Source organism: Streptomyces sp. NPDC110618, assembly GCF_055657065.1.
In genome coordinates this window covers 132322-145898 of record NZ_JBVKBN010000019.1, presented here as the reverse complement: position 1 = coordinate 145898, position 13577 = coordinate 132322, and the positions used below count along the sequence as shown (strand labels likewise).

Genomic DNA, 13577 nt, shown 5'->3' with positions numbered 1-13577 from the left:
TGGATGCCTTCAGGACCGTCGACATCGGGAGTGGGCCGGGTCATCGCCGGCCGCTATCTGCTGCTGCACCGGCTCGGGGGCGGCGGCATGGGACATGTCTGGCTGGCCCACGACCAGAGACTCGCCTGCGAGGTCGCGCTCAAGGAGATCGTCTTCCCGGACCCGGCCGAGGGCGCCCACGAGCGGGAGGCCCGGGTCGCCCGCGCCCGCGCCGAGGCACGGCACGCGGCGGGGCTGCGCGACCACCCGCACGTCGTGACCGTGCACGACGTGCTGGAACACGAAGGGCTGCCCTGGATCGTCATGGAGTACGTGGCGGGCGCCGTGGACCTGCGCGACCTGGTCGAGCAGCGCGGCCCGCTCGCCCCGGCGGAGTGCGCCCGCGTCGGGCTGGCCGTGTTGGACGCGCTGACCGCCGGGCACGAGCGGGGCGTCCTGCACCGGGACGTGAAGCCGGCGAACATCCTGCTGGCGCCGGACCGCTCGGGCGCCCCGCACGGCAGGGTGCTGCTCGCCGACTACGGCATCTCCGTGCGGCCCGCCACCGGGGAGACCCGGTGGACCATGGCCTCCGCACTGGTGGGCACCCCCGGCTACCTCGCCCCCGAGCGGGCCACGGGCGGGCCGCCGACCCCGGCCGCCGATCTGTTCTCGCTGGGGTGCACGCTCTACTTCGGGGTCGAGGGCCTGGGGCCGTTCGCCCGCCCGTCGCACCTCGCGGAGCTGACGGCGGTGGTCGCGGAGGAGCCGCGGCCCGCCACCCGCGCCGGCGCGCTCGGGCCGCTCGTGCACGCGCTGCTCGCGAAGGACCCGGCGGCCCGGCCGTCCGCGGCCGAGACGGAGGCGGCGCTGGCCCGGATCGTCGTACCGCAGGCCGCGGCCTACTCCCGGACCCAGACCGACCTCGGATCGCAGCCGCAATGGGCCGCCGCTCCCCCACCGCCCCCGCCCCCGCACCGCGCCCCCAAGCGCCGGGTACTGCACTCCGCGCTCGGCGGGCTGCTGGGGCTGGCGCTGGCCGGGGGCGGGGTCTGGTACGCCGTGGCCGGGCAGGGCGACGGGACGGGGTCGACGGGGTCCGGGCTCCCGTATGGCGCGGAGGTGGGGCTGACCCGGGCGCTGGCGGCCGGGGACTGCGTGATCGCCGCCTGGCCGGGCGACCCCTTCGTGGGCGCCCCCGGACTGACCCTCGACCCGAGTTGCACGCGCCTGAAGCCGGACGGGCAGGTGATGGCGTTCGTCGAGGCCGCGTCGGCGCGGGAGGCGCGGGAAGAGGGCGCCGCGCGGTGCGAGGAGCGGACGCGGGAGGTGCGGGAGCGGCTGGCGGACGTGCGGTCGTTCGCCGTGGTGCCGGCGGACGAGGGGTTCGAGGCGGCCGGGCGGAGAACGGCCTGTCTGGTGCTGGGCGGGCATGCGCCGGTGTACGGGCCGCTGGCCGGGTACCGCAAGGTCGGCGCGGTCTTCGCGGACGTGGCGACCGTGCAGCGCCGGGACTGCCTGGACGTGGCCAGGGAGGGGCAGGTGCGGCTGGCGTCCTGTGCCGGAAGGTACGACGAGCAGGTGCTGGGATTCACCCGGATGGGCGAGGGCGTCACGTACGACGACGGCCAGGAGCAGGCCGGCGAGATCTGTGCCCGGGACGTGCCGCCGCAGGACTACGGATTCGACCCTTCCGTCTACGAGGCGACGGGGTGGGTCAGCGAGGGCACCTGGAAATCGGGCACACATTTGGTCGTCTGCACCGTGCGGAAGCAGAACGGGGGCACCATGGAGGGGGACGAACCATGAGGAGGGTGTTGCGATGCCCGGTTCTACGGACAGTTCTACGCGGACGATGGGGGTGCTCACCGTCGGCGGTCTGGTCGTGGTGACGGCCTACACGGTGGCGCTCGGCAGCAACGGCTGGCTGTGGTTCGGCTGGGTCGTGCTCGGGCTGATCACCCTCGGCATGGTGGTCACGCGCAGTTCGTGACGGTCAGGTGCCGGTCAGCCGGCCCGCTGAGTGGACGCCCGGCTGGTACTTGGGCAGCCGGGCGGTCACCTTCATTCCCGCCCCCACGGCGGTCTCTATGACGAGGCCGTAGTCGTCTCCGTAGACCTGACGGAGCCGGTCGTCGACATTGGACAGCCCGATGCCGCCGGACGGGCTGACCTCGCCCGCGAGGATGCGGCGCAGCAGGTCGGGGTCCATGCCGGCGCCGTCGTCCTCGATGACGACCAGGGCCTCGGCTCCGGCGTCCTGCGCGGTGATGCTGATCCTGCATTTGCCGGTGGAGGCCGCCCGTCCCTCCAGTCCGTGCTTCACGGCGTTCTCCACCAGGGGCTGGAGGCACAGGAACGGCAGGGCGACCGGCAGTACCTCGGGGGCGATCTGGAGGGTGACGGAGAGGCGGTCGCCGAAGCGGGCCCGGACCAGTGCCAAGTAGTGGTCGATGGCGTGGAGTTCGTCGGCGAGCGTGGTGAAGTCGCCGTGCCGGCGGAACGAGTAGCGAGTGAAGTCGGCGAACTCCAGGAGCAGTTCGCGGGCCCGCTCGGGGTCGGTGCGCACGAAACTGGCGATCACCGCGAGCGAGTTGAAGATGAAGTGCGGGGAGATCTGGGCGCGCAGGGCCTTGATCTCGGCCTCGATGAGGCGGGTGCGGGACTGGTCGAGGTCGGCCAGCTCCAGTTGGACGGAGACCCAGCGGGCGACCTCTCCGGCGGCCCGGACCAGCACGGCGGACTCGCGGGGCGCGGCGGCGACGAGGGCGCCGTGGACGCGGTCGTCGACGGTGAGCGGGGCGACGACCGCCCAGCGCAGCGGGCAGTCGGGGGTGTCGCAGGTCAGCGGGAAGGCCTCGCCTCGGCCGGACTCCAGGGGGCCGGAGAGGCGTTCCATGATCTCGGCGCGGTGGTGGGCGCCGACGCCGTCCCAGGCCAGCACCTGTTTCTCGTCGGTGAGGCACAAGGCGTCGGTGCCGAGCAACGACCGCAGTCTGCGGGCCGATTTGCGCGCGGTCTCCTCGGTGAGTCCGGCCCGCAGCGGGGGTGCGGCGAGGGAGGCGGTGTGCAGGGTCTCGAAGGTGGCGTGTTCGACGGGTGTGCCGAGTCCGCCCTGGCTCTCGGGGCGCGCGGTGCGCCGTCCGAGCCAGAACCCGGCCGCCAGCAGGGGCAGGATCGCCACGCAGAGTCCGGCGATGAAGTCGCTCATCCCTTCACCTCCGCCAGTTCCTCGGGCAGGTGGAAGCGGGCCAGGATCGCCGGAGTGCCCGGCGGGACCCGGTGGGAGGTGGACAGGGACACCAGGATCATCGTGAGGAAGCCCAGGGGCACCGACCAGAGGGCGGGCCAGGCCAGGAGGGCGTGCAGGGCGCCGGTGCCGAAGAAGCCGGACATCGTCGCCGCCACGGCGAGCAGGGCGGAGCCGCCGCCGACCAGCATTCCGGCGGCCGCCCCGGGCGGGGTGAGCCGGCGCCACCAGATGCCGAGCACGAGCAGCGGGCAGAAGGAGGACGCGGACACCGCGAAGGCCAGCCCGACCGCGTCGGCCACCGGCAGCCCGCCGACCAGGACACTCGCCGCGAGGGGCACCGCCATCGCGAGGACCGTGCCGAGCCGGAAGTGCCGTACGCCGCGCGCGGGCAGGACGTCCTGGGTGAGGACACCCGCGACGGCCATGGTCAGACCGGACGCGGTCGACAGGAACGCCGCGAAGGCGCCGCCCGCGATCAGCGCGCCGAGCAGGTCGCCGCCGAGGCCGCCGATCATGCGCTCGGGCAGCAGCAGGACGGCGGCGTCCGCGTCACCGGTGAGGGTCAGTTCGGGGGAGTACAGGCGGCCGAGGGCGCCGTAGACGGGTGGCAGCAGGTAGAAGGCGCCGATGAGTCCCAGGACCGCGACGGTGGTGCGGCGGGCGGCGACTCCGTGCGGGCTGGTGTAGAAGCGGACCACGACGTGGGGCAGGCCCATGGTGCCGAGGAAGGTCGCGAGGATCAGCCCGTACGTGGCGTACAGCGGGCGCTCGCCCCGGCTCTCGGCCTGGGACGGGGAGAGGCTGCCGTCGGTGCCGCGGGCCGGTTCGGGAACGGCGGTTCCCGCGGCGAAGGTCAGCCGGGTGCCCGCGTCGATCCGGTGCGTACCGGCGGGGAGTTCGACGCGCCGCCCGTCGTGCTCGTCGCCGTCGACGGTGCCGCTCACGGTGACGGTGAGCGGGCGCTCCAGACGCAGGTCCAGTCTGTCGTCGACGCGCACGGTGCGCTGTTCGCGGAAATCGGCGGGTTCGTCGAAGGCGTGGTGGGGCGCGCCGTCCCCCTGCCAGGCGAGGATCAGGAACAGCGCGGGCACCAGCAGCGCCGTCAGCTTCAGCCAGTACTGGAAGGCCTGCACGAAGGTGATGCTGCGCATGCCGCCCGCCGCGACGATGGCGACGACCACGACCGCCACGATCACCGCGCCGAGGGAGTCGGGCGCCCCGGTGAGCACGGTCAGGGTGAGTCCGGCGCCCTGGAGCTGGGGCAGGAGGTAGAGCCAGCCGACGCCGACGACGAAGGCCCCGGCGAGCCGTCGTACCGCCTGGGAGGCGAGCCGGGCCTCGGCGAAGTCGGGGAGGGTGTAGGCGCCGGAGCGGCGCAGCGGGGCGGCGACGAACAGGAGCAGGACGAGGTATCCGGCGGTGTAGCCGACCGGGTACCAGAGCATGTCGGGGCCCTGGACGAGGACGAGTCCGGCGATGCCGAGGAAGGAGGCGGCGGAGAGGTATTCGCCGCTGATGGCGGCGGCGTTCAGGCGGGGGCCGACGGTGCGGGAGGCGACGTAGAAGTCGGAGGTGGTGCGGGAGATGCGCAGTCCGAAGGCGCCGACGAAGACGGTCGCGAGGACGACCAGGGCGACGGCGGGGACGGCGAAGTTCTCGTTCACGGTGGTTCAGCGGTCCTGGTCCTCGACGAGGCGGACGAAGTCGCGTTCGTTGCGTTCGGCGCGCCGTACGTACCAGCGGGCGAGCAGCACGAGCGGGGCGTACAGGCCGAAGCCGAGGACGGCCCACTCCAGGCGCTCGGAGTCGGGGATGGTGGCGAACAGCAGGGGCAGAGGGCCGATGAGCAGGCCCAGGACGGCCACGACGGCGAGTCCGGCGCGCAGTTGGGAGCGCATCAGGGAGCGGACGTAGGTGTGGCCGAGGGTGGTCTGCTCGTCGATCTCGGTGCGTGGGCGGTAGTAGCCGGAGGTCGGCCGGGTGCGCCGGGGCGGCCCGGTGACGACGACGCGGCGCTCCGCGGGGTCCTGGCCGGGCATGTCAGGGCCTCCTCATCAGCAGTTCCCGCAGTTCGCGGGCGTGGCGCCGGCTGACCTGGAGTTCCTCGGAGCCGACGATCACGCTGACCGTGCCCGCGTCCAGGCGGAGTTCGCCGATGTGGCGCAGGGCGACCAGGTGGCGGCGGTGGATGCGGACGAAGCCGCGGTTGCGCCAGCGTTCCTCCAGGGTGGACAGCGGGATGCGGACCAGGTGGCTGCCCCTGTCGGTGTGCAGACGGGCGTAGTCGCCCTGGGCCTCGACATGGGTGATGTCCTCGACGGGCACGAAGCGGGTGACGCCGCCGAGTTCCACGGGAATGTGGTCGGGGTCGGGCTCACTGACGGGGATGCGCGGACCGGTGCTGCCGATGCGTTCGGCGGCCCGGCGAACGGCTTCCGCCAGGCGTTCCTTGCGGACCGGTTTGAGGACGTAGTCGACGGCCTTGAGGTCGAAGGCCTGGACGGCGAAGTCCTCGTGGGCGGTGACGAACACGACCAGCGGCGGTTTGGCGAACCCGGACAGCAGCCGGGCCAGGTCGAGTCCGTCGAGGCCGGGCATGTTGATGTCCAGGAAGACGACGTCGATCGAGTCCGGTCCAAAGGGCCCCGACTCCAGCGCCCGGTTGATGCGGCGCAGCGCCTCGGTCGCGTCGTGGGCGCCCTCCGCGCTGCCGATGCGGGGATCGGCGTTCAGGAGGTACAGCAGTTCCTCCAGCGAGGGGCGTTCGTCGTCGACAGCCAGGGCACGCAGCATGAACGTGGAGTGTAGGAGTAATTCGTACGCCTGCACACGGGCCGGGCCAAGGCCGTTTCCGCTGGATAGGGTGCCGCCATGAACAGCAGGACCCCCGCGTTCGACGAGCTCGACCGGAAGATCATCACCGCCCTGATGGCGAACGCCAGGACGAGTTTCGCCGAGATCGGCGCAACGATCGGACTGTCCCCGACGGCGGTCAAGCGGCGGGTGGACCGGCTGCGGGAGACCGGTGTGATCACCGGGTTCACGGCCACGGTGAAGCCGTTGGCGCTGGGCTGGCGCACGGAGGCGTACGTCGAGGTGTACTGCGAGGGCGCGGCGCCGCCCAGGCGGCTGGCGGAGGTGGTCCGCAACCACCCGGAGATCACCGCGGCGATGACCGTGACCGGCGGCGCGGACGCGTTGCTGCATGTGCGGGCGCGGGACGTGGAGCACTTCGAGGAGGTGTTGGAGCGCATCCGTGTGGAGCCGTTCATCCGGAAAACGATCAGCGTGATGGTGCTCTCCCACCTGATCCCGGAGAGCCCGGAGGCGGGCGCCAGCCACGCCGCACCCGACGACGCAGCAGAACTGCGCTGAGCGGGAAAACTACGCAGCATTCCTGCGTGAACACGCAGTGGTCGTTCCTTGTCGGGCTTCTCCGTCACTTCCTACCTTGGTGTCAACCCAGTCCCACCCCCAGGAAGCGGAGGAACACCTCTGTGCCCGAATCCCGTGTGCCGCGCCGGCGGCGCTTCCTCGTCTGCGAACCCAGACACTTCGCCGTGCAGTACGCGATCAACCCCTGGATGCATCCCGATGCCCGGGTCGACACCGATCTCGCCGTGGAGCAGTGGCACAAGCTGATCGCCACCTACCGTTCCTACGGCCACACCGTCGAGACCGTGGAGCCCGTCCCCGGCCTGCCCGACATGGTGTTCGCCGCGAACTGCGCGGTCACCGTGGAGGGCAAGGTCTTCGGCTCGCTCTTCCACGCGCCCGAGCGACGCCCCGAGTCCACGCACTACGAGACCTGGTTCAAGGCGGCCGGGTTCGACGTCTACCGGCCCGAGTCGGTCTGCGAGGGCGAGGGCGACCTGGTCCCGGCGGGCCGCTGGATCCTGGCCGGCACCGGTTTCCGCACCACCCGCGAGGCGCACCGCGAGGTGCAGGAGCACTTCGGCGTGCCGGTGATCAGCCTGACGCTGATGGACCCGCTCTTCTACCACCTCGACACCGCGCTGTTCGTGCTGGACGAGGAGAACATCGCCTACTACCCGGAAGCGTTCTCGCCGGGCAGCCGTGAGGTGCTGCGGCGCCTGTACCCGGACGCGGTGATCGCGACCCGCGAGGACGCGATGGCGTTCGGCCTGAACTCCGTCTCCGACGGACTGCACGTCTTCATCGCCCCGGGCGCGACCGCCCTCGCCGAACAGCTGTCCGAGCGCGGCTACCTTCCCGTCCCCGTCGACCTGTCCGAGCTGCTCAAGGCAGGCGGCGGCATCAAGTGCTGCACCCAGGAGATCCGCTCATGACCGCACCCGCGCACACCCGTTCGTCCGCCGAGCTGATCCGCGCGGAGGAGCCCGTCCTCGCGCACAACTACCACCCGCTGCCCGTCGTCGTCGCGTGCGCCGAGGGCACCTGGGTGGAGGACGTCGAGGGCCGCCGCTACCTGGACATGCTGGCGGGCTACTCGGCGCTCAACTTCGGCCACCGCCACCCCGGGCTCATCGAGGCCGCCCACCGCCAGCTCGACGTGCTGACGCTGACCTCGCGTGCCTTCCACAACGACCGGCTCGCCGAGTTCGCCGAGCGGCTGGCCGCGCTGGTGGGCCTGGACATGGTGCTGCCCATGAACACCGGCGCCGAGGCCGTGGAGAGCGCCATCAAGGTGGCCCGCAAGTGGGCCTACGAGGTCAAGGGCGTCCCCGCCGACCGGGCCACGATCGTGGTCGCCGCGGACAACTTCCACGGCCGTACGACGACCATCGTCAGCTTCTCCACCGACGAGACCGCCCGCGCCGGTTTCGGTCCCTTCACCCCGGGCTTCCGGATCGTCCCGTACAACGACCTGGCCGCGCTGGAGGAGGCCGTCGACGACACCACGGCGGCGGTGCTCATCGAGCCCATCCAGGGCGAGGCGGGCGTGGTCATCCCGGACGACGGCTACCTGGCCGGGGTGCGGGAGCTGACCAGCCGCAAGGGCTGCCTGTTCATCGCGGACGAGATCCAGTCGGGCCTCGGCCGTACGGGCCGCACCCTCGCCGTCGAGCACGAGTCGGTCGTGCCGGACATGGTGCTGCTCGGCAAGGCGCTGGGCGGCGGCATCGTGCCGGTGTCCGCGGTGGTGGCCCGGCGTGACGTGCTCGGCGTACTGCGTCCGGGCGAGCACGGCTCCACCTTCGGCGGCAACCCGCTGGCCGCCGCCGTCGGCACGGCGGTGGTGGAGCTGCTGGAGACCGGAGAGTTCCAGCGCCGGGCGGCCGAACTGGGCGTCGTGCTGCGCGGCGGGCTGACCGACCTGGTCGGCAAGGGCGTCGTCGGCTTCCGGGCGCGCGGCCTGTGGGCGGGCGTCGACATCGACCCCGCCGTGGGCACCGGCCGGGAGATCAGCGAGCGGCTGATGCGGGAGGGCGTCCTCGTCAAGGACACCCACGGCTCCACGATCCGGCTCGCCCCGCCGCTGACCATCACCGCCGAGGAGCTGACCGGGGCACTGGGCTCGCTGGAGAAGGTGCTGGCCTGAAGGCCGACACCGCCTGCGGGTGGCCGTCTCCCCTGGGGACTGCGAGGGTGAACACTGGGATCAGAGGTGGTACACCACTGACGTAGACCACTCTCAGCGACTCTCAGCGACGGAGAGGTCGGCCGTGGGCACACAGGAGGAGCACGCCACAGCACGGCATCGGTTCGATGTGGCCGATGCCGTGCCCGTGCTGGTCGACGACCAGGGGCTGGTGACCTGCTGGACCAGTGGGGCGCAGCGGCTTCTGGAGTACGGCCCGTCCCAGGTGGTGGGTCGGCCGGTGACCGGGCTGCTCGTGCCCGAGGACGCGGCGCGCCTGCCGGAGCTGGCCGAGCGGTGCCGCCGGGACAACGGCTGGGTGGGGCTGCTGACCGCCCGGCGCTCGGACGGCACCCCGGTGCGGGTGATGGCGCGGGTGGTGGCGGCCCCGGAGAAGGACGGTCCGGCGCGCTGGCTGGCGCTGCTGTCGGAGATGGAGCAGGCGCAGGGCTGGGACATGAGCCGGACGGTGCTGGAGCAGATGGTGACCGGCTCCCCCGTCGGTATCGCGATCGTCGACACCGATCTGCGATTCGTCTGGTCCAACGCGGCGCTGGAGGAGTTCGGCGGCGGAGCGCCCTACCAGCGGCTGGGCCGGCGGCTCGCGGACATCCAGCCGGGCCTGGACGCGGCGGCGCTGGAGACCCAGATGCGGCGGGTGCTGGACACCGGCGAGCCGATCGTCGGCTACGAGCACCTGGGCTCCATCCGGTCGGCGCCGCACCGGGAGACGGCGCACATGATGTCCTTCACCCGGCTCGACGACGACCAGGGCCGGGCGATGGGCGTGTACTACACGGTCGTCGACGTCAGCGAGCGGCACCAGGCCCGGCGGCGGCTGGCCCTGCTGGACCGGGCGGGCCGGCTCATCGGGCGCACCCTGGACGTGGCGCACACCGCGCAGGAGCTGGCGGACGTGGCCGTGCCGGGCTTCGCCGACCTGGTCTGGGTGGACCTGCTGGACTCGGTGCTCTGCGGTGGCGAGCCCCCGCCCGGCCCGCTGAGCGACACCGAGCCGGTGAAGCTGCGGCGCTCCGGGTACCGCTCGGACCACGAGGACGAGGCGGTCGGCATAGGAGATGCGGCCACCTATCTGTCCGGTTCGCCGCCGATCCGCTGTCTGACCAGCGGCGACTCCTGGCGTGCCGAGCACCTCGACCCGATGGCCCGGGAGTGGGCCGCGGATGTGCTGGGCCGCAAGGCCACGTTCCGGGAGCTGGGGCTGCACAGCGTGATGATCGTGCCGGTCCGGGCGCGGGGCGTCACCCTGGGCATCACCACGTTCCTGCGGCGGCGCCGCAAGGAGCCGTTCGACGAGGACGATCTGCGGCTCGCCGAGGACCTGGTCTCGCGGGCCGCGGTCTGCATCGACAACGCCCGCCGCTACACCCGCGAACGCGACGCCGCCCTGCTCCTGCAGCGCAGCCTGCTGCCGCACCGGCTGTCCGAGCAGGACGCCGTGGACGTCGCCGCCTGCTACCGGCCCGCCGACGAGCTGACCGGCCTCGGCGGCGACTGGTACGACGTGGTGCCGCTGTCCGGTGCCCGGGTGGCGCTGGTGGTGGGCGAGGTGCCGGGGCACGGCATCACGGCGGCGGCCGCCATGGGCCGGCTGCGCACGGCCGTACGGACGCTGGCCGCGCTGGACCTGCGGCCCGAGGAGGTGCTGGCCCACCTCGACGACCTGGTGGGGCGCTCGGCGCGGGACGAGGGCCCGGTGCCGGACGCGGAGGGCGCCGACAGCATGCGGGGCGTGGGCGCGGGCTGCCTGTACGCGGTGTACGACCCGGTGGACGGGCAGTGCACGATGGCCACCGCCGGGAATCCGTCCCCCGCCGTGGTGCTGCCGGACGGCGAGGTGACCTTCGTCGACCTGCCGCAGGGCCCGCCGCTGGGGGTGGGCGGTCCGCCCTTCGAGTCGGTCGAGATGGCGCTGGCCGAGGGCAGCACCCTCGCCATGTACACCGACGGGCTGCTCGCGCGCGGCGACGACTGGGCCACGGACGCGGACCCCGAGCGGCTGATCCCGGCCCTGGAACGGACCGCGCCCACGCTCGCCCTGCGCTCCCGGGCCGTGGTGGACGCGCTGGTGCCGGTCCGGCCGCACGACGACGTGGTGCTGCTGATGGCGCGCACCCGGCTGCTGGGCGACAACCAGGTCGCGGACTGGGACCTGCCCAGCGACCCCGCCGTCGTCGCCGACGCCCGCAAGAGCGCCACCCGTCAGCTCGCCGAGTGGGGTCTGGAGCCGCTGGCCTTCACCACCGAGCTGGTCGTCAGCGAGCTGGTCACCAACGCCATCCGGTACGCGACCGGGCCGATCCGGCTGCGGCTGATCAAGGAGCGCTCACTGATCTGCGAGGTGCTCGACGGCGGCGCCTCCGCACCGCACCTGCGCCATCCGCGCGCCACCGACGAGGGCGGGCGGGGCCTGCTGCTGGTCTCCCAGTTCACGCAGCGGTGGGGGACCCGGTTCGCCCCCGAAGGCAAGGTGATCTGGGCCGAACAGTCCCTCACGGACCCGGTGGAGTGATCCACGAGGGGAGCAATAGCCGCATAACGTGAAAGACTGGGGTGACCCCGGTGGTGAGGCGGGCAGCCATGAACGACACGGCGATCGACTACACGGCGATCTTCCAGGCCCTGCCCGGCATGGTGGCGGTGCTGACGCCCGAGCTGATCTACGCGGACGTCAACGAGGAGTTCCTGCACATGACCGGGCGCAGCCGCGAGGACCTGGTCGGCCGCTATCTCTTCGACGCCTTCCCCGACAACCCCAACGACCCCACCGCCACCGGCATGCGCAACCTCGCGGCGTCCCTGCAACGGGTGGCGGCCACCGGTGAACGGGACGTGATGGCTCTCCAGCGCTACGACGTGGAGTCCACCGAGCGGCCGGGGCACTGGGAGGAGCGGTACTGGAGCCCGGTCAACGCCCCCGTCCTCGGCCCCGACGGCACGGTTCGGCTGCTGGTGCACCGCGTCGAGGACGTCACCGACCTGATCCGGGCCCGCGGCGGCCCGACCGGCGGCCGGCCGCGGGTGATGGAGGCCGAGCTGTACACGCGGGCGCGCGAGCTGCAGGAGCTCAACGACCGGCTCCGCCAGGCACACGCCCGCGAACGCGAGGTCGCGCTCGCGCTCCAGGAGTCGATGCTGCCCGCCCGCCCCCAGGTCCGCCATCGGGCCGTGGCGGTGCGCTACCGGCCCGCGGTGGGCGCGCTCAACGTGTGCGGGGACTGGTACGACCTGGTCGACCTGGTCGGCGGCCACCGCATCGGGGTCTCCGTCGGGGACGTGGTCGGGCACGGACTGCCGGCGGCCGGGGTGATGGGCCAGCTGCGCAGCGCGCTCAGCGCCGCGTCCCGGGTCGCCGAGGGGCCCGCTGAGGCGCTCGATGTGCTGGGCCGGTACGCGCATGTGGTGGAGGGCGCGGAATCGGCCACCGCGGTCACCACATTCGTCGATCTCGACCGGCGCACCATCGTCTACAGCAGCGCCGGGCATCCGCCGCCCGCGCTCCTCCACCCGGACGGGCGGGTGGAGTTCCTCGACCGCGCCACCGACCCGCCGCTCGACGCCCGCCCCGAACCGCTGCGCCGGCCGCAGGCGCAGACGTACTACACCAAGGGCGCCACACTCGTGCTCTACACCGATGGCCTGGTCGAACGCAGACAGGAGGACATCGACTGCGGTCTGGCCCGGCTCGCCAAGTCCCTTGTCGCGCACCGCCAGGACGACCCCGAGAGCCTCGCGGACGCGGTCCTGCTGGACCTGCTGCCGCCCGGCGGGGCCACCGATGACACGGCCCTTGTGGTGGTGCGTCTCTGACGGGGCGTGAGGCGGGTGTCAAGATCGCCGGAAAGGTCTGCGCCAGTCGCTGCGGCGGCGGTTACGGGCGCCGTTGCCTGTGCCTACACTGACAGCCCCACAACACGCCGGTTGACCTGCAAGTAGAGGAGCTCCTCCTTGTTCTACTACCTGCTCAAGTACGTGTTGCTGGGCCCCTTGTTGAGACTGGTCTTCCGGCCCCGCACCGAGGGCCTGGAGAACGTCCCCGCCACCGGTGCGGCGATCGTGGCGGGCAACCATCTCTCCTTCTCGGACCACTTCCTGATGCCGGCGATCCTCAAGCGGCGCATCACCTTCCTCGCGAAGGCCGAGTACTTCACCGGCCCCGGCCTCAAGGGACGGCTGACGGCCTTCTTCTTCCGCAGCGCGGGCCAGATCCCCGTCGACCGCTCCGGCAAGGAGGCGGGTCAGGCCGCGATCCGCGAGGGCCTCGGCGTCCTGCGCAAGTACGAACTCCTCGGCATCTACCCGGAAGGCACCCGCTCCCACGACGGCCGCCTCTACAAGGGCAAGGTCGGGGTCGCCGTGATGGCGCTCAAGGCGGGCGTCCCGGTGATCCCCTGCGCGATGATCGGCACCTTCGAGGCCCAGCCGCCGGGCAAGGTCATCCCCCGGATCCACCCCGTGGTCATCCGCTTCGGCAAGCCCCTGGACTTCTCCCGCTACGCCGGCATGGAGAACGAGAAGGCCGTCCTGCGCGCCATCACCGACGAGATCATGTACGCCATCCTCACCCTCTCCGAGCAGGAGTACGTCGACCAGTACGCGGCGGTCGTCAAGGCCGAGGAGGCCGCGGCGGCCGACCAGAAGTCCCGCCGCTTTCCCAGAATGCCGCTGGGCTGACACGGATACGGCACCGGTCGAGGCGAGTTGACCCCACCCGGTTCCGCAACGGGGCCGTGCGGCGGCCCTGCGACGAGCGTCCCGGCC

The 13577-nt window shown here is 72.4% G+C and carries 12 protein-coding genes; 8 read left to right on the top strand and 4 right to left on the bottom strand.

Annotated features, from left to right (window positions below):
- Positions 1-3 precede the first annotated feature (3 nt).
- Together ACZ7L7_RS28630 and ACZ7L7_RS28625 are read left to right on the top strand one after the other, a co-directional pair.
- Complete coding sequence (locus ACZ7L7_RS28630; protein WP_472077596.1) at positions 4-1788, top strand: serine/threonine-protein kinase; 1785 nt, start codon at positions 4-6, stop codon at positions 1786-1788.
- A 13-nt stretch (positions 1789-1801) separates the two neighbouring features.
- On the top strand, positions 1802-1972 hold the full coding sequence (locus ACZ7L7_RS28625; RefSeq protein WP_285514958.1) for a hypothetical protein: 171 nt from the start codon (positions 1802-1804) through the stop codon (positions 1970-1972).
- Between the two features lie 3 nt (positions 1973-1975).
- Here the strand turns inward: ACZ7L7_RS28625 and ACZ7L7_RS28620 are convergent, their stop codons facing one another.
- From ACZ7L7_RS28620 to ACZ7L7_RS28605, 4 genes are read right to left on the bottom strand one after another with little or no spacing between them, the layout of a single operon-like run.
- Positions 1976-3190 (bottom strand): sensor histidine kinase, encoded by a 1215-nt coding sequence (locus ACZ7L7_RS28620; RefSeq protein WP_285514959.1) that lies wholly within the window; start codon positions 3188-3190, stop codon positions 1976-1978.
- Positions 3187-4896, bottom strand: a complete 1710-nt coding sequence (locus tag ACZ7L7_RS28615; protein ID WP_285514960.1) for a sodium/solute symporter — start codon at positions 4894-4896, stop codon at positions 3187-3189. The genes ACZ7L7_RS28620 and ACZ7L7_RS28615 overlap by 4 nt, the downstream gene beginning before the upstream one ends.
- 6 nt (positions 4897-4902) lie before the next feature.
- Positions 4903-5271 (bottom strand): hypothetical protein, encoded by a 369-nt coding sequence (locus tag ACZ7L7_RS28610; RefSeq protein ID WP_285514961.1) that lies wholly within the window; start codon positions 5269-5271, stop codon positions 4903-4905.
- Between the two features lies 1 nt (position 5272).
- Positions 5273-6025, bottom strand: coding sequence for a LytR/AlgR family response regulator transcription factor (locus ACZ7L7_RS28605; protein ID WP_472077595.1), 753 nt, complete (start codon positions 6023-6025; stop codon positions 5273-5275).
- 78 nt (positions 6026-6103) lie between these two features.
- Here ACZ7L7_RS28605 and ACZ7L7_RS28600 point away from each other — a divergent pair, with 78 nt between their 5' ends.
- The 6 genes from ACZ7L7_RS28600 to ACZ7L7_RS28575 all read left to right on the top strand — a co-directional run bounded on the left by ACZ7L7_RS28600 (position 6104) and on the right by ACZ7L7_RS28575 (position 13490).
- Positions 6104-6607 (top strand): Lrp/AsnC family transcriptional regulator, encoded by a 504-nt coding sequence (locus ACZ7L7_RS28600; protein WP_285514963.1) that lies wholly within the window; start codon positions 6104-6106, stop codon positions 6605-6607.
- Positions 6608-6729: 122 nt separating this feature from the next.
- Positions 6730-7542 (top strand): dimethylargininase, encoded by an 813-nt coding sequence (gene ddaH, locus ACZ7L7_RS28595; RefSeq protein WP_285514964.1) that lies wholly within the window; start codon positions 6730-6732, stop codon positions 7540-7542.
- Positions 7539-8756 (top strand): ornithine--oxo-acid transaminase, encoded by a 1218-nt coding sequence (gene rocD, locus ACZ7L7_RS28590; protein ID WP_471592836.1) that lies wholly within the window; start codon positions 7539-7541, stop codon positions 8754-8756. Before ddaH ends, rocD begins: the two co-directional genes overlap by 4 nt.
- A 124-nt stretch (positions 8757-8880) precedes the next feature.
- On the top strand, positions 8881-11328 hold the full coding sequence (locus tag ACZ7L7_RS28585) for a SpoIIE family protein phosphatase (RefSeq protein ID WP_285514966.1): 2448 nt from the start codon (positions 8881-8883) through the stop codon (positions 11326-11328).
- A 68-nt stretch (positions 11329-11396) separates the two neighbouring features.
- Entirely contained in the window at positions 11397-12626 is a 1230-nt protein-coding gene (locus ACZ7L7_RS28580; RefSeq protein WP_285514967.1) for a PP2C family protein-serine/threonine phosphatase, read from the top strand.
- A gap of 138 nt (positions 12627-12764) precedes the next feature.
- Entirely contained in the window at positions 12765-13490 is a 726-nt protein-coding gene (locus ACZ7L7_RS28575) for a lysophospholipid acyltransferase family protein (protein ID WP_285514968.1), read from the top strand.
- The last annotated feature ends 87 nt before the right edge of the window (positions 13491-13577 follow it).

Bases quoted from the DNA above. Each gene is read 5' to 3' on its own strand.
- ACZ7L7_RS28620 (WP_285514959.1), bottom strand. From the start codon at position 3,190: ATGAGCGACTTCATCGCCGGACTCTGCGTGGCGATCCTGCCCCTGCTG.
- ACZ7L7_RS28625 (WP_285514958.1), top strand. From the start codon at position 1,802: ATGCCCGGTTCTACGGACAGTTCTACGCGGACGATGGGGGTGCTCACC.
- rocD (WP_471592836.1), top strand. From the start codon at position 7,539: ATGACCGCACCCGCGCACACCCGTTCGTCCGCCGAGCTGATCCGCGCG.
- ACZ7L7_RS28580 (WP_285514967.1), top strand. From the start codon at position 11,397: ATGAACGACACGGCGATCGACTACACGGCGATCTTCCAGGCCCTGCCC.
- ACZ7L7_RS28610 (WP_285514961.1), bottom strand. From the start codon at position 5,271: ATGCCCGGCCAGGACCCCGCGGAGCGCCGCGTCGTCGTCACCGGGCCG.
- ACZ7L7_RS28600 (WP_285514963.1), top strand. From the start codon at position 6,104: ATGAACAGCAGGACCCCCGCGTTCGACGAGCTCGACCGGAAGATCATC.
- ACZ7L7_RS28605 (WP_472077595.1), bottom strand. From the start codon at position 6,025: ATGCTGCGTGCCCTGGCTGTCGACGACGAACGCCCCTCGCTGGAGGAA.
- ACZ7L7_RS28630 (WP_472077596.1), top strand. From the start codon at position 4: ATGCCTTCAGGACCGTCGACATCGGGAGTGGGCCGGGTCATCGCCGGC.